The sequence below is a fragment of the Streptomyces sp. NPDC031132 genome (assembly GCF_055570595.1).
Genome location: NZ_JBVIGX010000027.1, coordinates 48353 through 68970 on the forward strand (window position 1 = coordinate 48353; position 20618 = coordinate 68970).

The following is a 20618-nucleotide window of genomic DNA, read 5'->3' on the forward strand; positions in this document are numbered from 1 at the left end:
TCCTGATTCTCCGCTTCGGATTTAACGGGAAGGCGCTCTGCGGAACGCCACCGACCAACCGTCACCCTGCAAGAAAGAACAGCCGGTGAGGCAGTGGACTTCTCTCATTCCGTCAGGTCCCGGGGGCAGGTGACGTAATGCTCCGCCCGGCTTTGACACCACTGTTCGCCGGACCGATGCTGCACGCCGACTGGCTTGCGGAAAGGAGAGAACAATGCTGACGCTTTCGTGGACCCGTCCGGTCGTCGGCGCAGCTCAGGGGGGGTGTCCGACCCCTACGCGGGAGAGTCTTTGGCAGGCGCTGCTGCACAAGGCGGAGTTTCCCACCGGCTATGTTCCGGCCATTACGGATTGCCGGATCAACGAACGGTACGCCGATGGATTTCTCCGGGAAATCCGGCGCGGGGGGCTGACCTTCCTGCAACGCGTCACTCCGCAGGAGAGCGCCGGGCGCATTACCTACCGGCATCTGGACGACACCGACATCGCCGAGATCCGCAATGAGATCGGAGAGGACGAGGACGGCCGGCTCACGCTCACCCTCAGCATCACCCTGACCGACCGCCCGGCGGCCGCGATCCTCGCGCAGAACACCTATCTGCGGGACCTGGACTGCGATTTCCACGGCACGCTGGACGCCATGACGGAGGTCCTGCGCCAGGTGATGACCGAGAGGGCGGACCAGCGGGCGTGACACCCACGCGTACGGCCCCTCACGCCCCCGGAGGGCCGTGAGGGGCCGTGCGCGCTCTCGTGCCTCACACCGTCCCGGGCAGCGTGTGGACGCCCTCGACCGTCGCCTCCACGTCGAACACCGTGTACTGCACCGGTGCCCGCCCGATCAGCTCGGCCGCCCGCGGGGCCAGCGGCTGCGCCGCCGCCTCCGCGGACTCCCACAGCAGCACCGCGCCCCAGCGCTCCGTCGCCGGGTCCGCGATCCAGAACTTCAGCCGCAGTCCCTCGACCGCGGCGAACCGGTCGACCGCCTCATCGCGCAGGTACTCCCGGAGCGACTCGATGCCGTGCCCCGAGCCCTTCAGGTCCCACCAGGCCACCGTCGCCTTCATGCTCATACGGACTGCTCCTGGAGCAGTCCGGACAGGGCCTCGCCGACGATGCGGATGCCGTCCTCCGTGAGCACCGACTCGGCGTGGAACTGCATCGAGCGGAAGCCGGGCCCGCGCAGCGCGTGCACCTCCCGGGTCCCCGGCTCCCGGCACACCTCGACCATGCCGATCCCGGGCACCTCGACGGTGTCCGAGGCGCTCTGCGCGGCGAAGGTGTTGTAGAAGCCGACCCGCTCGCGCCGCCCGAACAGCTCGATCTCCCGCTGCACGCCCTGGTTGGGCTGCTCCCGGCGCTTCAGCGCGAAGCCCAGCTTCGTGCTGAGCACCTGGTGGCTGAGGCAGACCGCGAGGAACGGCCGCCCCTCCGTGAGGAGGGTGTCCACCGCGGACCGCAGGTGCGCGATCTTCGGGTCGTCCACCTCCCGCGGGTCGCCCGGCCCCGGCCCCATCACGACCAGGTCGTACGGGGAGAAGCTGTACGGCTCGTCGAAGCGGCGGACCGTGACGTCGGCCTCCATGGCCCGCAGCTGGTGTTCGATCATCGCGGTGAAGGTGTCCTCCGCGTCGACCACCAGCACCTTGCGGCCCATGAGCAGCGGGACCGGCCGGGCCCGGGAGGCGTCGTCGTCCAGCCAGAACCCGGCGATCGTCGCATTGCGCCGACTCAGGGCCGCCCGTACCTCCGGGTGGTCGCCGAAGCGGCGCGGTCCCGCCGGCTCGAACATCGCGAGCAGGCCGGCCGCCTTCGCGCGGGTCTCGGCGACCTCGGACAGCGGATCCGAGTGGCGCACGAGGGTGGCGCCGACGCCGATGCGCATCCGGCCGGCGCCGTCGATGTCGGCGGTGCGGATCAGGATCGCCGAGTCCAGCGTCCGCTCGCTGTTCTCGTCCTGGCCCATCAGGGCCAGGACGCCGCTGTAGTAGCCGCGGCCCTGGGGCTCGTACTTCTTGATGACCCGGCCCGCGCTCTCCAGCGGGGACCCGGTGACCGTCGGCGCGAAGAGGGTCTCGTGGAGGATCTCGCGGGGGTCGCGGGAGGTGCGGCCCTCGATGAAGTACTCGGTGTGGGCGAGGCGGGCCATCTCCTTGAGGTACGGACCGACGACCCGGCCGCCCGAGGCGCAGATCCGGGCCATCATCTTGAGTTCCTCGTCGACGACCATGTACAGCTCGTCGGCCTCCTTGCGGTCGGCGAGGAAGTCCATGACGCCGGGCAGTTCGGGTCCCGACTCGGGGAACCGGTACGTGCCGCTGATCGGGTTCATCACGGCCCGGCCGCCGGAGAGGCTGACGTGCCGCTCGGGCGAGGCACCGATGAGGGTGCGCTCGCCGGTGTGCACGATGAACGTCCAGTACGCGCCGGTCTCCCGCTCCAGCAGGCGGCGGAAGAAGCGCAGCGCCGCGCCGGTGGAGTACTCGCTGATGTCGGCCACGAAGGACCGCTTCATCACGAAGTTGGCGCCCGCGCCGGTGCCGATCTCGTCCGCGATGACGCGGCGAACCGTTTCGGCGTACGTGTCGTCGTCGATGTCGAAGTCGCCGCCCGTGGCGAGGTGGACGGGGGCGTCGGGGATCCCCGCCAGGACGGCGGCGAGCGGTACCTGCGCCTGCTCCTCGATCACCATGGCGAGCAGCGGGGTGCCGTCGTCGGGCGCCTCGAAGCCCCGCTCGGCGAGCTGCCGGTACGGGACCAGGGTGAGCACGTCCTGGCGGGCGCCGGCGCCCGCCTCGACGTCCCGGAGCGGGACGTCGGCGAGCGTGGCCGCCTCGGCGAACTCGCCGAGGAAGAGGTCGAGGTGCCCGGTGACGGTGGTCTCCGGACGGTGGATCAGCGCGAAGGCCGGCGGCCGGCCCGTCAGGATCCGGCCCAGCAGGTCTCCCGTCATGCGGATTCCCCTCCCGCTCCCGCATAGGCGGCCACCCGGTCCGGGAGGGCCGTCAGGAGCTCCTTGGTGGTGGTCAGGCGGGCGCAGCGGCCGGCGGCGTACTCGAGCGCCATCCGGTGCTCCTCCCAGCTGAAGTCGGCGACGGCGTCGGCGACCAGGAAGGGCTGGATGTCGTTGGTGAACGCGTCCACCGCGGTCACCAGGACGCCCACGTGCGCGTACACACCGCACAGGATCAGCTGGTCGCGGCCCTGTGCGCGCATCCGCTCCAGCAGATCGGTCTTGAAGAAGGCGCTGTAGCGCCACTTGGTGAGCATCCAGTCGCCGGCGGCGGGCGCCACCGGGTCCACGACCTGGCGGTGCTCCGGGCTGGGCTGCATGCCCGGGCCCCAGAAGTCCCGGAGCAGCCCGCGCTCCTCGGGGGTCATGCCGCCCGGCTGCGCGGTGTACGCGACCGGGATGCCGAGCTCGGCGGCGCGCACGCGCAGCGCGCCCGCGTTGCGGGACAGGTCCACGAGGGGCTGCTCGCCCTCGGGGAAGGGGGCCAGGAAGTACTTCTGCAGGTCGTGCACCAGCAGGACGGCGCGGTCCGGATCGATCTCCCAGTCGACGCCGGAGGCGGGCAGGTCGGCCGCCGACGGCATCGGATAGGGGTTGATCGCAGGTATGCCTGCCATGCGTTTCTCCCTCTCGTTCTTAGGCACCGAGCGCCGCACCGCCGTCGACGGTGAGGTCGTGCATCGTGATGTGGGCGGCCTTGTCGGAGAGCAGGAAGACCACCGCCTCGGCGACGTCCTCGGGACGCGCCAGCTTGCCCAGCGGGATCCCGACGCGGTACGCGTCCGGAACCCCGTCGATGGAGGCCCGCGCGCTGCTCTCGTCCTGCCACATGGAGTTGAGCATCGGGGTGTCCGTGGAGCCCGGTGCCACGAGGTTCGCGCGGATGCCGAACTTGGCGACCTCCAGCCCCAGGCACTTGGTGAACATCGTCGCGGCGGCCTTGGAGGCGGCGTACGCGGACATCTCGGTGCGGGCGGTGCCGGCGGCGTTGGAGGCGATCGTGACGATCGCGCCCCGGCGGCGCGGCACCATGCGGTTGACGACGGCCCGGGAGACGAAGAAGACGCCCGTGGTGTTGACCGCGAACGTCGTGCTCCACTCCTGGTCGGTCAGGGTGCGCGCCTCGGCGAGCCGCAGCACGCCGGCGGCGTTGACGAGGAAGTCGAGCGGACCGACGAGCGCCTCGACGTCGTCGACCAGCGATTCGACGTCGGCGCTGGAGGTGACGTCGGCCGGGAACGGATCGACCCGGCCGCCCTCCTCGGCGACGGACTTGGCGACGTCGCGCAGGCGGTGGGCGTCCCGGTCGACCGCGGCCACCCGGACGCCCCGGGAGGCCAGGGCGCGGACAATGGCCTCGCCGATGCCGCCGGCCGCTCCGGTGACCAGAGCGATCTTTCCTTCCATGATGGAGAAACCCCCTCTTTTTCTTCGGCCTCAGCCGCGCCAGGCCGAGACGACCTCGACGGCCTGGTCGACATTGAGGCGCGGGTCGCAGAACGAGGTGTACTTCTCGCCCAGTTCGTCGACGTGGTATTTGTCGGAGACGCATTCGTGGACCAGGTCAGGGGTCGTTTCCAGGTGGAGCCCGGCCGCAACTCCGCCGTTGTCGACGACGGCCTTCTGGAATTCCTCGACCTCGCGTACGACCGTTTCCACATAACGGGTCTTGACGCCGCCGGGCAGGCTGACGGTATTCCCGTGCATCGGGTCGCACAGCCACAGCACCGGGTGCCCGGCGTCGTGCACAGCGCGGACCAGCTCCGGCAGTTTCTCGGCGGCCGTGCCCTGGCCCATCCGGGAGATCAGCGTGAGCCGGCCGGGCTCCTTCTGCGGGTCGAGCCTCCCGCACAGCTCCACCAGCTCGGCCGGGGTCATCTTCGGACCGACCTTGGTGGCGATCGGGTTGGCGATGGTCGCGAAGAGCTCGATGTGGGCGCCGTCCAGCTCGCGGGTGCGCTCGCCGACCCACGGCCAGTGCGTCGAGGTCAGCAGCACCGAGCCGTCCGGCTGGGTGCGCAGCATCGGGCCCTCGTAGTCCAGCAGCAGTGCCTCGTGACTGGTCCACACCGGGGCCTCGGCCGCGGAGGGGCGCCCCTCGCCGTGCCAGCCGAGCCAGCCCATGGCCCCGGCGGCGGCCCGGTAGCCGGCGACCAGGCGCCGCGGGTCGGGCCTGCGCAGCTCGGGGTCCGGCTCCGGGCTGTTGACCATGTGGCCGCGGTAGACCGGCAGCTCGATGCCGCCGACGGTCTCGGTCGGCCGGGAGCGGGGCTTGCCGAACTGGCCGGCCAGCCGGCCGACCCGGACGACGGGCTTGAGCGAGCGCGTCTTCATGACACCGGCCAGCACGTCGAGGAGCGCCGCCTTGCGCGCCACATAGCCGGGAGTGCACTCCGCGGGGTCCTCCGCGCAGTCCCCGCCCTGGATGACCTGCACCTCGCCCCGCGCGGCCGCGGCGAGCAGGACGCGAAGGTCTTCGACGTCCTGCGGACGGACGAGTGCGGGCGACTCGGCGAGTTCGGCCCTGGCGTTCACCAGGGCGTCTTCATCCGGCCAAACGGGCTGTTGGCCCGCGGGCAATGATTTCCAGCGTGCAACACCGTGCATGCGGCACCTCCCAGTGCTGTACCTGCCGTGACATCAGATGCAGCCAGAAGTCTGTGAAACAGGTATTCGGGGGAACCACAAGAGATTCGCCACTACGTCAGGTGGGGCCGTATTCGGTCAGGTTGAAAGGAAGACGCCTGAATAAACCTGACGCAGTACCCCGGGGTCGGCCCGGGGCGGCCCTCGCACCCTTTAAGGTCCGCACACGTGAGGGAACACGGGACCTCGAAGGTCCGGTACTTGACACACCAACAACGGTTCAGTTCATACGGATGTCATGACGTTCTAAGGTCGTGTTCGTGGTTAGTCAAGGAGCTGGAGCGCTGCTGAAGCAACTGGTGTCCGAGGGGGTTTCGCCGTGGCTGAGCACACAGGATCCCGGGGAGTTCGACGCCGGAGCCCGGTATCCCACCCTGGGCGCCCACTTCCACAACGCCCTCGCGCCCGCGGGCAGCAGCCTGGCCCAGCTCCGGCGCGCCTGCGATCTCCTGCTGCCCGTGTACGAGATCAGCAAGGGTGCGGTGGGCCAGGTCTCCGTGCCCGTCCCCCCGCACCGCGCCCATGACGCGAAGGCGCTCGGCGAGGCCGCCCGCGCGGTGCACCGGGCGGTGGACCGCCCCAACGCGCTCGTCCGCATCCCCATGACCCCGGCCGGTCCCCGGGTGCTGTCCGCCTGCCTCGCCGACGGGATCGGGGTGCACGCCTCGATGGTCTTCTCGGCCGAGCGGTACGCCGAGGTGCTCGACGGCTACCTCGACGGGCTGGAGCGGTCCCTGTCCTGCGGCCGGCCGCTGGGCGCCGCCCCGATGGTGGCCTCCTTCCCGGTGGGCCCGTTCGACGCGGCGGTCGAGGCCCGGCTGGACGAGCTCCGGGTCGGCCCCCGGCACGAGGTGCGCGGCGCCGCAGGACTGGCCGTGGCCCGCACGATGTACCGGTTGCGCGAGGAACGGCTGTCCGGGGACTGGTGGCGGGTGCTCCGGGCCAACGGCGCCCCGCAGCCACGGCTGCTGTGGGGTACCGGCGCGGACGGCGGCGTGGGCGCCCTGGTGGGCTGGAACACCGCGCTCGCCCTGTCCGTGGACACCCTCGAGGCCGCGGCCCGGAAGCCGGAGCTGACCGGTGACACCCTGCTCAACGCCGACGCGGAGGCCGCCTGCGCCCTCCGGGCCCTGGAGCGGCTCGGCGTACCCGCCCGTCAGGTCGCCGCCGTGCTGGAGACGGAGGAGCTCACCCGCCTCCAGCACGACTGGGGGGTCAGGACGGGATCCGGGCTCGCCGCCTCTCCGGGAAGCGGGTATTCGTCAGCGCCAGCAGCGGAGCCGACTTGACGGCCGTCTCCTCGTACTCGGCGGCCGGATCGGACAGGGCCACCACGGCCCCGCCGACCCCGTACCGGACGCGGTCGGCGGTGACCGTGGCGGTACGGATCACGATGCTCAGGTCCGCGGCGCCGGACAGCGAGAAGTAGCCGATGGCCCCCGAGTACACCCCCCGCGGACCCGCCTCCAGCCGGTCGATGATCTGCATCGTGCGGATCTTGGGTGCCCCGGTCATCGACCCGCCCGGGAAGGCGGCCCGTACGCAGTCCACGGCCGACAGCTCCGGCCGCAGGCGCGCCCGTACGGTGCTCACCAGCTGGTGGACGGTGGCGTACGTCTCGACCCGGAACAGCTCCTCGGCCTCGACCGAGCCCGGTACGGCGCAGCGGCCGAGGTCGTTGCGGACCAGGTCGACGATCATCAGGTTCTCGGAGCGGTCCTTCTCGTCGGTCATCAGGTCCGCGATCAGCTCCGCCTCCTCCTGCGGGGTGCCGCCGCGCGGCCGGGTGCCCTTGATGGGCGAGGACTCGACGAGCCCGTCGCGGGAGACCCGCAGGAACCGCTCGGGCGAGGTGCTGAGCACGGAGAGCTCGCCGAACTGGAGCAGCGCGGCGAACGGCGCCGGGCTGGTGCGGCGCAGGGTGCGGTACGCGGCCCAGGGGTCGAGGCGGGCTTCGGCCTCGGCCATGTTGGTGAGGCAGACCTCGTACGTCTCGCCGGCGGCGATCTCCTCCAGGCAGGAGTCGATGAGGTCCAGATAGGCCCCGCGGTCGTGGCGCAGCCGGATCTCCCCGCTCGGGGCGGTCGGCCGGGGGGCCGGCAGGCTCAGGCCCGCGAGCTGGGCGAGCCGCTCCGCCGTGCCGATCAGCCAGGCGTCGGCCGCGGCGGCGGACTCCTCGGCGGTCCCCTCCACCAGGGCCAGCAGGTGGGTGGTGTGCGCGACGTGGTCGAAGACCAGGGCGCGGTCGGCGAAGACCATCGTGGCGTCGGCCACCGGCGAGCGGTGCACGAGGTCGCCGCCGCATTCGGCCTTGAGCTCGTATCCGAGGTAGCCGACCCAGCCGAGTGCGAAGTCGAAGGGCAGCTCGGGGAGTTCGGTGTGCAGCGAGCGCAGGTCGCGGTCGACCCACTCCAGGAAGGGTGCGGCGACCAGCTCGCTCGCGCCGCCCGCCGACTCGACGGTGACGCACCCGCTCCACACGTCGGCCGTGGCGACCCGGGCGAGCGGCCCGGTGGCATCGCCCATGACCGAGAACCGGCCGCGGTCGCCGCCGGGCAGGCTGCTGTCCAGCCAGTAGGCGTGGTCGTTGCCGCGGAAGAGCTGGTCGTAGACGGTCTCGGGGGACCAGCGGGTGGGCAGCTCGCGCGTGACCAGCCGCAGCCGGCGGACCGGGAGCTCGGCGGCGGGCGCGGGAGCGGGGTCGGTGGCGGCGGCGGTGGCGGCGGCAGGCCGGCGGGTCGCCGTCGCGTGGTCCGCCCGGTGCGCGCGGGTCAGATCGGCGAAGTTTGCAAGCAGCTCGATCCCGTACTGACTGCAAATCGATTCGGGGTGGAACTGCACCCCCCACATCGGCCGCGTCTGGTGGCGCAGCCCCATCAGGACGCCGTCCGGCGTCCACGCGGTGGCCTCGAGCTCGGCCGGCAGGTCCGTCACGGCGAGCGAGTGGTAGCGGACCACCTCCATCGGGGAGGGCAGCCCGGCGAACAGGCCCGTGCCGTCGTGCAGGACGGGTGAGGTGCGGCCGTGCCGGGGCTCCGGCGCGCGGGCGACCGTGGCGCCGTGCACGTGCCCGATCCCCTGGTGGCCGAGGCAGATGCCCAGCAGCGGGAGCGGCGAGCGCTCGACGATCTCGGCGCAGATGCCGAAGTCGGCCGCCCTGCGCGGGGTGCCGGGTCCGGGCGAGACCACGACGTTGTCGAACGCTCCGAGTTCTGTGAGCTTCCAGTGCGGGTCGTCATTTCGAACGACTTCCGGCTCCCGACCATTCACCTCGGTCAGATAGTGGAAGAGGTTATAGGTAAACGAGTCGTAGTTGTCGACGAGCAGCGTGCGCATGATGAATATCCCCCCCGTCTGAATCAGGCCGAGATTGGCTTGATTTCGAGCAGCATGTGCTCGACCATGTCCTCTCCGTACTCCCCCTCGCGGACCCGTCGGCTCGCCACGGTCGACAGCTCCCGACCGCTTCCGTCCGCCATCTCGTGCAGTGCCGCCAGGTCGCCGCGGTCGCTGAAGTGCAGCAGGACGCGGCCGCCCGGGGTGGTCCAGTGCACCGCCTGCTCCAGATACCGGCGGTGCGCCTGGTATCCGGTGTCCACGTATGCCCGCTCGTGCACCGACTTGTACTCGTAACTCTCGGGCCCCATCACGTAGTTGGAGCTCCAGAAGACGACGTCGAACCGCTCGCTCTCGCGCAGCCCGGAGAACAGGTCGCTGTGCAGCGCCTGCAGGCGGCCCGCCACCCCGTGCCGCTCCGCGTTGACGGAGGCGTTCTCCACGGCGGAGGGGCTGATGTCGGCCGCCACGACCCGGTCGTATCCGGCCAGTGCGGCGGTCACGGCGATCACGCCGGTGCCGCACCCTATCTCCAGGAACGAACCGCAACGCGGGCCGGACGCAAGCGTGTTGAGGCCGAGCAGTTCGAGGGCCACACCCGTCGAAGGGGAGTAGACGGGGGCGAAGACCTCGTCGAAGAGGTCCCACTCACGGTCGCCGAGCGTGAACACCCGCGGCCGGTCCTGCCGGGTCAACGACAGCCGGCTGCGGAGCAGCGACCGCTCGTAGCTCTGGAGCTGAGACAGCTGTGACACCTGAGACATGCGAACTCCCCCAAGGAAACATCAGGCTGTTGGTGGTGCCGATGGTGGTGCCGATGGTGCTGGCGACACCGGAACGCTCGGTGAGCAGCCTGCCCTTGAGTCAGCCTCGACCAGAAGGTGTTCACGTGACAGCATCGCTCATGGACCGTGGTGACCCGATCACCCTCCGCGTCGCTGACCTGGATCGCTTCTCGAGTGTTTCTTGACCGGTTCTTGCCCCAAGAGATACTTTCAGGCAGGCCAGGGATTGCTTGCACTCGGTTGGTGCAATCGTGAACGGCTTTTATGGGGGTCGGGGGAGAAGTCGTGGTTGACCACGCTTACGAAATGCTGGAACTGCTGAACAGAGAGGCGCCTGCGGCTGCCTTCGACGACGTGGTCCGCAAAGCCCGTGAGTCCGGCCTGTCCGGGGCCGCCCTCGCCCAGCTGACCAGGGCCAGAGACCAGAGTCTCGGCATCCGGGCACTCTTCGTACGACGCCAGCAGCGCGAGGCCGGCCTCGCCGCCCTCGTGGACACCGCGCGCGACCTGACCCTGCCGTACGACCTCGACGAGCTGCTGAAGGTGATCACCCGCCGGGCCCGGCTGCTGCTCGGGCTCGACATGGCCTGGGTCAGCTTCGACGACCTCGACGCGCAGTGTTCCAGGGTGCGTTCGGCCGACGGCCACGCCTCTGCGCTCACCATCGGCTTCGCCATCCCGCTGACCGGCGGGGGCGTCGGCAAGCGCGCCGCGGACGGGTCGGCCCCGTTCTGGTCGTCCGATTACATGAACGACAAAACCTTCCAGCACAGCCCCGTCATCGACGAGGTGGTGCAGGCCGAGGGCCTGCACGCCGTCATGGCCGTCCCGCTGCGGCACGCCGGAACCACCCTGGGCGCCCTGTACGTGGCGGACCGGCACATCCGGCACTTCACCCCGGACGAGGTGTCGCTGATGAGTTCGCTCGCCGACCTCGCCACCGTTGCGATCGAAAAGGCCAGGCTGCTGGAGCAGACCCGGTACGAGGTCGTGGAGCTGGAGCAGGACACCTCCCGCGCCCTGGACTCCTCCACCACCGCCCGCCAGCTCCGCGAGACGCACGGCCGCCTGCTCGACCTGGTGCTCCAGGGCGGCGGCCTCGGCAACCTGGCCGCCGAGGCGGTCAAGGGCTTAGAGGGCACGCTGCTCGTGCGGGACGCGGCCGGCCGCAACCTCGCCTGCCCCGGCGGCGAGCCCCCCGAGCTGGACGAGTCCGAGATCCGCACCGTCCTGCTCGACGCGCACACCGACCGGCAGCCGCGCAGCACGGGCGACGGGGTGTGGGTCGCCTCGGTCGCCGCGGGCGACGAAATGCTGGGCACGCTCATCCTGGTCTGCGACGAGCCGGCCACCGACCGCCAGATCCAGCTCCTGGCGCTCACCGCCCAGGTCACCGCCGTGGTGCTGCTGATGGAGCAGGGCATGGCCGCCGCCGAGGGCCACATGCGGGACGAGTTCTTCCACGACCTGCTGCGGGGCACCACGCTGTCCCCGGTGCAGATCGCGGAGCAGAGCCGCCGTCTCGCGCTCGACCTCGACGAACCCCACGTCATCGTGATCGCCCGGCCCGAGGGCGGAGTTCAGGGCCGCGTGCTCGCCTGGGCCGCCTCGTACGCCAACCGCCACCACGGCCTCAAGAGCGTGGACGGCGACATCGTGGTGCTGCTGCTGCCGGGCACGCAGGCCGGGGCCATCGCCCGTACGGCCTCCAAGGAGCTCTCCGAGGTGCTCGGCAAGCCCGTCACGGCCGGCTCCGCCGGTCCCGTCGAGGATCCGGCCGGGATCGTCCACCTGTACCAGGAGGCCCGCCGGGTCCTGGACGCGGTCGCGGCGCTCACCGGCCCCGGCAGCACGGCGTCCCCCGAGGAGCTGGGCTTCCTCGGCGTCCTGCTCTCCGAGAAGCCGAACATCGCCGGGTTCATCAACGACACCATCGGTCCCGTCCTCGACTACGACGACCAGCAGTACACCGAGCTGATCCGCACCATGGAGGCGTACTTCGCCTCGGCCAACAGCCCCTCCAGGGCGGCCGAGTCCCTGCACGTCCACCCGAACACGGTCTCGCGCAGGCTGGAGCGGATCACCGAGATCCTGGGCGAGGACTGGCAGAAGCCGACCCAGGCCCTCCAGGTGCAGCTGGCCCTCCAGCTCCAGCGGACCCGGCAGGCGCTGAACAAGGGCCCCCGCGGCGACCAGCCCCGGCAGACCATCGGCTGACATCGACTGACATCGGCCGGCGGCCGGCGGGCGGCGGGCGCCTACCGGTCGCCGGCCCCCTGCGTGAGCACCCGTACCGCGTGCGCGGCGGAGGCGAGGGTGGTGTGCCGGTGCCAGCCGCCGAAGGAGCGGCCGCCGAAGTCGGTGAGCCCGACCTTCCGCGACACGTTCGCGAAGTCCGCCTCCACGTTCTGAGCCCGCTTCGCCAGCCGCAGCAGCCCGCCGACAGGCGCCTGCGTCATGTCGGTGACCCAGCACTGCTCGGGCCAGCCACGCGGATCGCTCCACTCGCCGAACAGCAGCAGCGGCCGGGGCGCCTGCGGCAGCTCCACCCGTACGCCGACCACCAGCGTGGTGCGCTGCTGGAGGGTCATCGGGTCCAGCCACGTCACCGGGCGGCGTAAGGTGCCGGCCATCAACAGCAGCTGGTGCGCGGCGAGTTCGCGGTTGCCGCTGCTCGGCAGAATCGGGTCCACGCAGCGGACCCGCATCGACCCGCGGGCCGAGGCCACGAAGTGCGTCCCGGCCGGGCCGAACCGGCGGGCCACCGCGGCCGGATCGACGTCGGGCAGGTCGAACACCACGGGGCGGCGGATCTGCCCGACCCAGTCGCGCAGCTCCTCGACGGCTCCGGCGGCGCATTCGAGCGGGCTGGTCGCCAGTTCCGACTCGTGGACGTTGGGGGAGAGGGGGCCGACGCTGTCGCGCCACTTCTGGGTGAGCGCGAGCCGCCAGTTCACCGGGCAGCTGTGCTCCTCGCCCACGGACCAGACCCCGAACGCCACCTGGCTGTTGACCATCTGGCCCCGCTCGGGCACGAACCGGCGGGCCACCCCGACCGACTCCGTGCCGGCCTTGGAGATCACCACCGGCTGGACGACCCAGGCGCGGGGGCGCAGCGCCCGCTCGAGGTACCGGGCGAGTGCGGCCCGTACCGGACCCCAGTCCCAGGTGGACGAGACGACGAAGTGGTGCAGGCTCTGCTCGGCCGCCCGGTCGCCGACGTGCGCCGCGATGTTGCGTATCGACTTGCGCCCCTCGGCCTTCAGGAGACCGCGCAGGTACACCTCCCCCTTGCGCCGCTGGTCACTGCGCGGCAGCGAGGCGAACAGCTCGGCGCAGAGCTCGGCGACGACCAGGTCCGGTACGAACCGGCTGCTCAGGGTCTCCAGGCGTTCGAGACTCGGTGCGCTCATGACGGATCCATCCCTTCCCCCGACGTTCTCTCCAGCCCCTCAACCCTGCGGTCGGAGGAGCCGGAAGAACCAGGTGAACCCGTCACACACATTCGGCCCGCCGTGCGCAGCGGACCATCAGCCCGAAAGGACCAGGCGAACCCGAATCACCGTCTGCTGCAGCGCACCACAACCCTTTGGCCAGGGCAGCAACGATTCGCAGAGCCGTGGAGGACTGCTGGAGCCGAGGTGGACCACCCACCCCACCCGCACCACGCCCCGGGCATACGCCCCCGAGGGTGCCCGCCCCACCACGCCACGGCCCGCGCATGGTGACCGGCCCACCACGGCGCCGCTCAGATCACAGCGTGCCCGCGAAGGAGGCCCAGGCCAGGTCGGTGATCTCGACGACCGGCCCGTCGACCCGCTTGCTGTCCCGGACGGCGACGGTCCCGGCCACGTTCGTGGCCACCTCGACGCAGTCGGAGTCGGTCGTGACGCTGCTGTAGCTGGCCTTCACGAACTCAAAGTGGGTCATGTGCCCGCATACCCCTTGCTGATGGCGTCGATCAGGTTCAGGGAGTCGTGCGGTGAGAGGCTCATCCGTGACACGCGGTCAAACGCCCGGGCGTATGCCTCGTTGCCGTCCGCACCCTCCACCCACAATGTAGTCGCGATCCCCTCCGAGTAGCCGACGTCCAGTGCTCCGGGGTCAGCGAACGACACGATGTTGAACGCACTTGCGACGGCATGGTGCGCACCCACCCTGAACGGCAGCACCTGCACGTGGATGTTGGGCCGCTTGGCCATGTCCAGCAGGTGGTTCAGCTGCCCGCTCATCACATCGGGACCGCCGATCTGCTGGCGCAGAGCGGCCTCCCAGACCACCGCGTGGAACTCCAGCGGCTTGTCGTCCCAGAGGCGCGACTGCCGCTTGATCCTGGAGGTCACCAAGACCTCGATCTCGTCCGGATGCGTCCACGAGTCGGAGCTGACGCCCAGTGCACGGATGTAGTCGGCGGTCTGGAGCAAACCGGGGATCAGAGCGAGCTGCCAGGTACGGATGCGGACGGCGACGTCCTCCATCGCCACGTACTCGGCCAGGGTGCCCATCGTGGGGATGTGCCGCCACCAACCTTTGGCCTTGCGGCGCTCGCGGTCCAGTCGGGCCAGGTCCAGCAGCCCGCTCACGGCCTGCGCGTCCGTCACGCCGTAGAACTCGCACAGCACGCGGATGTCCGGGTCCCGCATCGGCACCCAGCCGCTCTCCATCTTCACGATCTTCGTCGCCGTGGCGCTGATCTCTCGGGCCGCCTGCAACTGGGTCTTGCCCGCCGCCGTGCGCAGCCTGTTCAGCTCGCCACCCAGCCTGCGCCCCAGCACCGTCGACACCCGGCTGCCCTGGCCTTCTCGCATCCCCTGGTTCACCGGCCCAGTTTCGCGCCCCTGCCGAGCACAAGTCGACCCTGTAATCCATCTGGGGAAGATATTCCCCGAACCACTTGCTCCCTCATCTCCATCGCTCCTACCGTCGGTGACGAACTGCTCACTGACCAAGCCCAGTTGGCGGAAGTGCACCGTGCCGCCCGCACGGCGGAGCCACCGCCCATCGGAGGTGCACGTACAGATGGACGAGCCGACGCGATGCGACGTACGGAACTACCCGCCCCGACAGGACTCGGTGCCCGCGGCCCGGCGGCGAGCCGCGTGGCTGGCGGTGGCGTGGGGGCTGCCCCAGCTGGCTTCGGACGCGGCGCTGGTGACCAGCGAGCTCACCACCAACGCGCTGCTGCACGGCTCGCTGCGGGACCGGTACCTACGGGTCGAGGTCCAGCTCACGGGAGCAGTGCTCCGCATCGCGGTCACCGATCCGAAAGGCGAGCGGCGGCCCGAACCGCGAGCGGCGGCCGACGACGAGCAGTACGGGAGGGGGTTGCAGATCGTGGGCGCCGTCGCGGAGCGGTGGGGGGACGCCGAGCGGGTCATCGGCAAGACGGTATGGGCCGAGCTGGGCGTCGGAGGGCCCCGTTAGGGTTGGCCCGTATGGGGACCTGGATCGCGCCGAGCGCCATCGAGAGAGAGCTGTACGAGGCCAAGGGCGCCGGCGAGTGGGGCCGGTACCTCGACGTACTCGCCCGCTCCGAGCTGTTCCTCGCCCAGCCCCGTACCCAGATCGACGCCGAGCCCACCCAGGCCCGCTTCTACCCGGTCGGCCCCACCCTCCCCGTCTACACCCGCGGGATGCTGCCCGTCCCCACTGCCGAGACCGTCTTCGTACGCCAGAGCCTGGCCTGGTTCGCGAACGCCTGGGACCACCGCGACCCGCCGTACCTCGCCGTGAATCCCGGCAGCCCCGCCGAGGCCTACCTCACCACCGGCCCGGCCGACCTCGCCCGCTGGCGCGCCCACTGGGACGCCGCGACCACCTGGGGCCTGGCTCCCGGCGCCGTACACGCCCTGCACACCGGCGGTCCGCTGCACGGGCCCGTGGCCCGCGGTCTCGCAGTGGGCGCCCATCTGGCCGTGAGCAACGGGGAGTTCTGGAACGCACTCGCCTACCACGGCAGCGGCTACACCCGCGAGCGCGAACGCCTCCGCAAGTCCTGGGGCATCACCACCCGCGAGGACTGGCTCGACGTCCTGCACCGCATGCTGAACGCCGAGATCGTCAGCCCCGTCTGGGAGTTCGCCCTGCGCATCCGCCGGATCCTCGCCTCCGACTTCGCCGGGCCCGTCGACGTCGAGCACTGGCGGCACGCCGCGGAGGCCAGCCTGCGCCGCAATGCCGAACGGGCCGCCGAACCGCAGCTCACCCCCGACGGCGTCACGGTCGCGCAGCCGCGCCCCACCGCGGAGGTCGAGGGCGAGATCGCCGGCGTACAGCGCCTCATCGGACGCATCGCCCGGTACGAACAGCGCTTCCGGGCCGACGGACTGCTCCCCGAAGGGGGATACGTCCGGTCCGTCGAGGGCTGGGACATCGGCCGGGCCTCCCAGATGGCCCGCTGGGGCCTCGGCACCCGCTACGGCACGCTGGAGGAGACGGAGCGCGCGGTGCTCCGCGCGGGGGAGGCGGCCGCCGACACCTACCGCTCCTGGGCGGAGTTCTCCGCCGGGTACTTGCTGGGCCGGTGCCTGCACTTCGACGAGGAGGAGTTCGGGGAGTGGTACACCGGCTCCCTCGCCACCCACCTGACCCTGACCACCGAACCGTCGAGCCCTTGGCTCAACATCCCCTGGAGCTAGGGCGCTTCACCCTTCGGCGGTGTGGCCGAGTCGCCGACGGACGGCTTCTCCTCGGCCATTTCCTTGAGTTCCGCGAAGGGCTTCTGCTGCATCGAACTGCGCACGTGTTCCAGGCCGTACCGTTCAATGGCCTTCTTGTTTCGATTGGGATCGCTGCTGTCGAAACCCACCTTCTCGCCCGGCGGCTCCACGACTGCGTAAATGTACGGCCGTTCCTTCTTGTTCACGTACCACAGAGTTATCCGTTGGCGACCTCGAGTCGCATTGAGGATCTCGTTGCTGTTCGAGATGTCGGCCTGGTATCTCATGTACGTCTGGTTCTTGCCCTCCGGCCCTTGAGGATCTTGATCCTTGCCTTCCCTCTTGAGAGCTTCCAAACTCTTCCCAGAGCGCTCGTAGTCGCCGACGATGGTCATTCTGTCTTTCCTGACGGCGTACATCTCGGCCTGGACCTTGACTTGCTCGTATTCGACATCGACAGGGTCCTCGACCTCGACGACCTCGTCCTCCGAGAATTCCTCCCCCGGATACAACAGCCACCCCGGCGGCCTGATGAACTCGCCATCCTTGATCAATTCGAAGGCCCGCTTCTCAGCGGCGGGGAAGCCGTGGACCCAGTAGATGCTGCCGAGGACATAGACGGGAATCTGACCGGAGTTCTTCACGGACAGATGGACCGGCAGGTACATCTTCGACCGGTCCTCGTTCAGACTCGGCTTCCCGAAGGACGCGGTACTGTTCACGATCGGAGATGTCGCATAGGGAACATATATCTGCGTATACGTCACATTGGGGATGGCGAGAAGGCTGGAGACGACCGCCCCGGCCACGATGCGCCTTGGATTGGGAACCAGCTTCCACACCCGATCTCGGACGAGTATGCACAGAGCCCCCACCGACAACAGCGTGAAAATAACCCAAAGCAGCACGTAATGCGTGTACGATCCGCCGTCGATCACCTGCATGAGGAGCATGAGCAAGCCGACGGCAATGGATACAGAGGCACCGAGCAGGACGGTCATCCCGGAATAGGAAGATTTTCGCTCGTGCCAATAGTCGAAGGCAGCCACTGCGGCAATTATTTCCAGCCCGGCCGCAAGAAGGAAGATGACCCCCGTGACGCGTCCGGAATAGGTGAGGGCGTTGAAGGTGTCCCTCATGCCGATCATGACGAGCATGCACGCAGTCGCAAGCAGACCGACCACCATCAGAGTGCCGACGATGCGTCGATACCACGGGCGATCCGGCCAGTCGGTGCAGTCCGCGCCGATCCAACGGATTGTGTACCCGGATTCCAGACCAGCTCCGCGTATGAGCCTGCGCAGGGCCCCCATCGAGCGGACCGGGCCCGCGGAATGGTCGTTGATGGTGACATGGCGCCAGCCAAGTTCATCCGGTCCACCTACGGCTACCACGGGTGTGTTCGCCATGACACCAGTTTGCCGCCGCTTGCCGATGAACGCTCCTGGAGTGCGCCCGCACTCCATCGGAGTAACGTCATGAATGTCCCATGGTCCGTCCTCACAGGAGATCCCCATGCGCAGACGACTTCTCGGGCTCATCGCCACCGCCGTCCTGACCGTACTTGGCGTCATCGGCCCTGCCGCGCAAGCTGCCGTATCCGATGTCGACGTGGAGACGTGCACGAAGGGTGGAGGAACATCGGAGTACGAGTCCGCGACCGGCCTGTGGACCTGCATCGACGGCAAGTACAACGGCCAACCCATCAAGTGACGTGCTCGCGCCGGCCCCGACTTCGCCCAGTCGCACCGCATTGCTGTACTGACGTCGAGGCATCCAACTAGCCTCGCCCGCATGACGATTGAGTTGAACGAGACCGTACGCGGCTTACTGGACTCCCCGCACCCCGCCGTGCTCTCCACCCTCAACCCCGATGGCAGTCCCCAGAGTTCGGTGGTCTGGGTGGCCCGGGACGGGGCCGATCTGCTGGTGTCCACCGAGCAGGGCCGCCGCAAGGAGCGGAACATCGCGCGGGACGGGCGCGTCGGGCTGACCGTGTTCGACACGGCCAACCCCTTCCTCTACGTCGAGATCCGCGGCACGGCCACCCTCGCCGAGGACGCGGGCCGCGCGGTCGCCGGCCGCATCGCCGAGGAGTACCTGGGGCCGGAAGGCGGCAAGGAGTTCACCGAGGCCCTGTCCGAAAGCGTCCGCGTCGTCGTGCGCATCACCCCGACCAAGGTGCTCGGCAACGCCACCAAGGCCGGCTAGGGGGTGTCGTCTAAGTAGCGTCGTCCGCCCGTGAGGGCGGGGCCGGTGGGGTCTGGTGCGTGTGATCGCAAGGCGGAGGAGGGAGGCGACGCTCGCGTCGTCGACCGACGACAACGCGGCGAGCGCGCGTGCCGGGCCCCGCCGGCCGGACGGGACTTTGACGACACCCCCTAGGGGAGCAGCGCCCGGACCTCCGACCAGGCGTCCACCGCCTCCGCGAGGGGGTCGCCGGACGGGAGGTGGGGGCGGGCGAGGGCCAGCCAGGGCAGCAGGAGCTTGATGCGCCGCAGGTGCTGGATGCGGGGTCGCGGCAGGTCCCGCCAGGTGCGGGCCTCCGCGGCCGCCTCCGCCGGGTGCAGGTCGATCACGGCCAGCGCGTCCCGGCACAGGGCCGCCGGGTCGCCGCCCCGGCCCGGGCCGAACTGCCGGAGCAGGTAGCCCCGTACGGCGGCCACCTCGACCGCGCGGTCCAGCTCGTGCGACCCCGCCCACTCCGCCTTGCGGTGCGTCGCGGCCAGCGCCACCCGGCCCCAGCGCAGCCGGGTCTCCTCGGGCAGCCGGTCCCCCTGCATCCGGCCCACGGCCAGCGTCCGCAGCGTCAGCGGATGCGGCTCGTCCTGCAGCGGCGGGTCGGTGGCCAGCCAGGCCTCGATGTCCTCGAGCGCGTGCCCGCCGGGCGGGACCGCGGTCAGCACCTGCCCCGGGGTGAGCAGTGCGACCAGGGCGCCCGTGAGGTGGACCGTGGCCACGTGGCCCGCGTCGAAGAAGGCCACGGAGCGCCCGTACCGCTCGATCCGCCGCAGGCCGACCCGCAGTTCCCCGGCGGCGTAGACCTGTCCGGCGCGTGCGACCCCGCCGAGGCAGCGGACCACGCACACGCCGCCCGTGACGTCGGCCTCCTCGACGGAGTACACCTGCAACTCGGCGATGGCCACCCCGGCCCCCCTTCCCCGGGCGGGAGGCTACCGCCTGCCGGCGCCGCAGCGCCCCCCTACGCCTCCTCCGCCGCCTGGGCCTCCAGGACCAGGCGGATCTCCGTGACCTCGTAGCCGGCGCGGTCGAACGCGGCGGCCATGGGGGCGTTGACGGTGTCCGTGGTCGCGGTGATGCGCTCGGCACCCGCGGCCGCGTGGAAGCGGGTGATCTCCGCCAGGACCTCGTCGATCAGGCCCCGGCCGCGCTGCTCCGGTACGACGCCCAGGTAGCCGACGTTGCGGTGGTACGGGGTCGCGGAGGGGATGGCCATGCCCGCGAGGGTGCCGTCCGGGAGGTCGGCCAGGCGCCACCAGGAGCGCTCGCCGGGGCAGTCGAGGTAGAACTCGACGTCCTCGCGGGCCAGCTGCTCGGCGTCCATCGAGCGCAGTTCGTTCTGCGTGTGCAGATCCAGGCTGCCGGCCGAGAGGCGGACGAAGGCCTCGAGGAACTCCTCGTCCGTGCCCTCGCGGAACACCAGGCGGCCGGTGGGCTCCGCGGTCCCGGCGGCCGGGGTCCACTCGTAGCGCAGGCGCTCGATCTCCCGGGTCAGACCCGCCTCGTACGCGGCCTTCCGGCGCCAGGCGACGGCCTCGACCAGGTCGGGGCGGGTCCGCCAGTCGCCGGGCAGCGAGACGTTGTAGAGCGGGAGGTTCCCGAAGGCCTCGTGGCCGGCGGCCAGCAGGGCCGCGGCGACGCCCGCCGGGTCGGCGACCGCATCCCGTACCTGGAGGCAGTCGAGCGCGACGGGCCGCTCGCTGTCGGCGCGGCCCCACCACAGCGCGCGGGCCAGGATCTCGCCGTTCTCGTCCTCGGCGTACCAGATCCACTCGGGGCGGAACCGGTTCTCGGCGAGCTCCTCGCGGATCTTGTCGGCGGAGAGGGCTTCGACGGGCCCGTCGGCCGGGTAGGCGACGGCGCGGTCGATGTCGGTGGGGTCTTCGAGGGCAGCGCGGAATCTCATACCGGTGATCATCGCCCGGCATCTGGTGTCCG

General features: G+C 70.5%; 20 protein-coding genes. 7 read left to right on the plus strand and 13 right to left on the minus strand.

Annotated elements, in window-relative coordinates; genetic code table 11:
• Positions 1-214 precede the first annotated feature (214 nt).
• Positions 215-694, plus strand: a complete 480-nt coding sequence (locus ACZ49B_RS29695; protein WP_468311717.1) for an AtaL-like protein — start codon at positions 215-217, stop codon at positions 692-694.
• Between the two features lie 64 nt (positions 695-758).
• Here the strand turns inward: ACZ49B_RS29695 and ACZ49B_RS29700 are convergent, their stop codons facing one another.
• Genes ACZ49B_RS29700 through ACZ49B_RS29720 form a run of 5 tightly spaced genes read right to left on the minus strand, consistent with a single transcriptional unit; the run spans position 759 to position 5620 of the window.
• Positions 759-1067, minus strand: a complete 309-nt coding sequence (locus ACZ49B_RS29700; RefSeq protein ID WP_468311803.1) for a hypothetical protein — start codon at positions 1065-1067, stop codon at positions 759-761.
• Between the two features lie 2 nt (positions 1068-1069).
• Positions 1070-2953, minus strand: a complete 1884-nt coding sequence (locus ACZ49B_RS29705; protein WP_468311718.1) for an anthranilate synthase family protein — start codon at positions 2951-2953, stop codon at positions 1070-1072.
• Positions 2950-3630, minus strand: a complete 681-nt coding sequence (locus ACZ49B_RS29710; protein WP_468311720.1) for an isochorismatase family protein — start codon at positions 3628-3630, stop codon at positions 2950-2952. The genes ACZ49B_RS29705 and ACZ49B_RS29710 overlap by 4 nt, the downstream gene beginning before the upstream one ends.
• A 19-nt stretch (positions 3631-3649) precedes the next feature.
• On the minus strand, positions 3650-4420 hold the full coding sequence (locus ACZ49B_RS29715; protein ID WP_053787078.1) for a 2,3-dihydro-2,3-dihydroxybenzoate dehydrogenase: 771 nt from the start codon (positions 4418-4420) through the stop codon (positions 3650-3652).
• Positions 4421-4450: 30 nt separating this feature from the next.
• A complete protein-coding gene (locus ACZ49B_RS29720; protein WP_468311722.1) occupies positions 4451-5620 on the minus strand; it encodes a 3-deoxy-7-phosphoheptulonate synthase in 1170 nt (389 codons plus the stop codon).
• Between the two features lie 299 nt (positions 5621-5919).
• Here ACZ49B_RS29720 and ACZ49B_RS29725 point away from each other — a divergent pair, with 299 nt between their 5' ends.
• Complete coding sequence (locus ACZ49B_RS29725; protein WP_468311725.1) at positions 5920-6948, plus strand: transaldolase family protein; 1029 nt, start codon at positions 5920-5922, stop codon at positions 6946-6948.
• Here ACZ49B_RS29725 and pabB read toward each other — a convergent pair.
• Together pabB and ACZ49B_RS29735 are read right to left on the minus strand one after the other, a co-directional pair.
• Positions 6875-8995 carry an aminodeoxychorismate synthase component I gene (gene pabB, locus ACZ49B_RS29730; RefSeq protein WP_468311727.1) on the minus strand — a complete coding sequence of 707 codons (2121 nt, stop codon included), beginning with the start codon at positions 8993-8995 and terminating at the stop codon, positions 6875-6877. The two genes, ACZ49B_RS29725 and pabB, sit on opposite strands and share 74 nt — an antisense overlap.
• A gap of 23 nt (positions 8996-9018) precedes the next feature.
• Positions 9019-9759 carry a methyltransferase domain-containing protein gene (locus tag ACZ49B_RS29735; protein WP_468311729.1) on the minus strand — a complete coding sequence of 247 codons (741 nt, stop codon included), beginning with the start codon at positions 9757-9759 and terminating at the stop codon, positions 9019-9021.
• 306 nt (positions 9760-10065) lie between these two features.
• Here ACZ49B_RS29735 and ACZ49B_RS29740 point away from each other — a divergent pair, with 306 nt between their 5' ends.
• Positions 10066-11997 carry a helix-turn-helix domain-containing protein gene (locus ACZ49B_RS29740; RefSeq protein ID WP_468311731.1) on the plus strand — a complete coding sequence of 644 codons (1932 nt, stop codon included), beginning with the start codon at positions 10066-10068 and terminating at the stop codon, positions 11995-11997.
• Positions 11998-12038: 41 nt separating this feature from the next.
• On the opposite strand, the gene ACZ49B_RS29745 is transcribed toward ACZ49B_RS29740, so the two are convergent.
• From ACZ49B_RS29745 to ACZ49B_RS29755, 3 genes are all read right to left on the minus strand, one after another.
• Complete coding sequence (locus ACZ49B_RS29745; RefSeq protein WP_468311733.1) at positions 12039-13193, minus strand: IS701 family transposase; 1155 nt, start codon at positions 13191-13193, stop codon at positions 12039-12041.
• 340 nt (positions 13194-13533) lie between these two features.
• Complete coding sequence (locus ACZ49B_RS29750; protein WP_468311734.1) at positions 13534-13710, minus strand: DUF397 domain-containing protein; 177 nt, start codon at positions 13708-13710, stop codon at positions 13534-13536.
• Complete coding sequence (locus ACZ49B_RS29755) at positions 13707-14588, minus strand: helix-turn-helix domain-containing protein (RefSeq protein ID WP_468311805.1); 882 nt, start codon at positions 14586-14588, stop codon at positions 13707-13709. Before ACZ49B_RS29755 ends, ACZ49B_RS29750 begins: the two co-directional genes overlap by 4 nt.
• A gap of 211 nt (positions 14589-14799) precedes the next feature.
• Between ACZ49B_RS29755 and ACZ49B_RS29760 the strand changes: the two genes are divergently transcribed.
• Positions 14800-15204 (plus strand): ATP-binding protein, encoded by a 405-nt coding sequence (locus tag ACZ49B_RS29760; RefSeq protein WP_468311735.1) that lies wholly within the window; start codon positions 14800-14802, stop codon positions 15202-15204.
• Positions 15205-15215: 11 nt separating this feature from the next.
• Positions 15216-16418, plus strand: coding sequence for a DUF1266 domain-containing protein (locus ACZ49B_RS29765; protein ID WP_468311737.1), 1203 nt, complete (start codon positions 15216-15218; stop codon positions 16416-16418).
• On the opposite strand, the gene ACZ49B_RS29770 is transcribed toward ACZ49B_RS29765, so the two are convergent.
• Positions 16415-17848, minus strand: a complete 1434-nt coding sequence (locus tag ACZ49B_RS29770) for a hypothetical protein (protein WP_468311738.1) — start codon at positions 17846-17848, stop codon at positions 16415-16417. The two genes, ACZ49B_RS29765 and ACZ49B_RS29770, sit on opposite strands and share 4 nt — an antisense overlap.
• 106 nt (positions 17849-17954) lie before the next feature.
• Between ACZ49B_RS29770 and ACZ49B_RS29775 the strand changes: the two genes are divergently transcribed.
• Positions 17955-18152: a hypothetical protein gene (locus ACZ49B_RS29775; RefSeq protein ID WP_468311740.1), complete on the plus strand. Its 198-nt coding sequence runs from the start codon at positions 17955-17957 to the stop codon at positions 18150-18152.
• Positions 18153-18233: 81 nt separating this feature from the next.
• The gene (locus ACZ49B_RS29780; RefSeq protein ID WP_468311741.1) at positions 18234-18650 is read left to right on the plus strand and encodes a PPOX class F420-dependent oxidoreductase; all 417 of its coding nucleotides are present in this window, start codon (positions 18234-18236) and stop codon (positions 18648-18650) included.
• Between the two features lie 170 nt (positions 18651-18820).
• Here ACZ49B_RS29780 and ACZ49B_RS29785 read toward each other — a convergent pair whose 3' ends face one another.
• Together ACZ49B_RS29785 and ACZ49B_RS29790 are read right to left on the minus strand one after the other, a co-directional pair.
• Positions 18821-19585, minus strand: a complete 765-nt coding sequence (locus tag ACZ49B_RS29785) for a hypothetical protein (protein WP_468311743.1) — start codon at positions 19583-19585, stop codon at positions 18821-18823.
• A 56-nt stretch (positions 19586-19641) separates the two neighbouring features.
• Positions 19642-20586, minus strand: a complete 945-nt coding sequence (locus tag ACZ49B_RS29790) for a GNAT family N-acetyltransferase (RefSeq protein ID WP_468311745.1) — start codon at positions 20584-20586, stop codon at positions 19642-19644.
• Between the last annotated feature and the right edge of the window lie 32 nt (positions 20587-20618).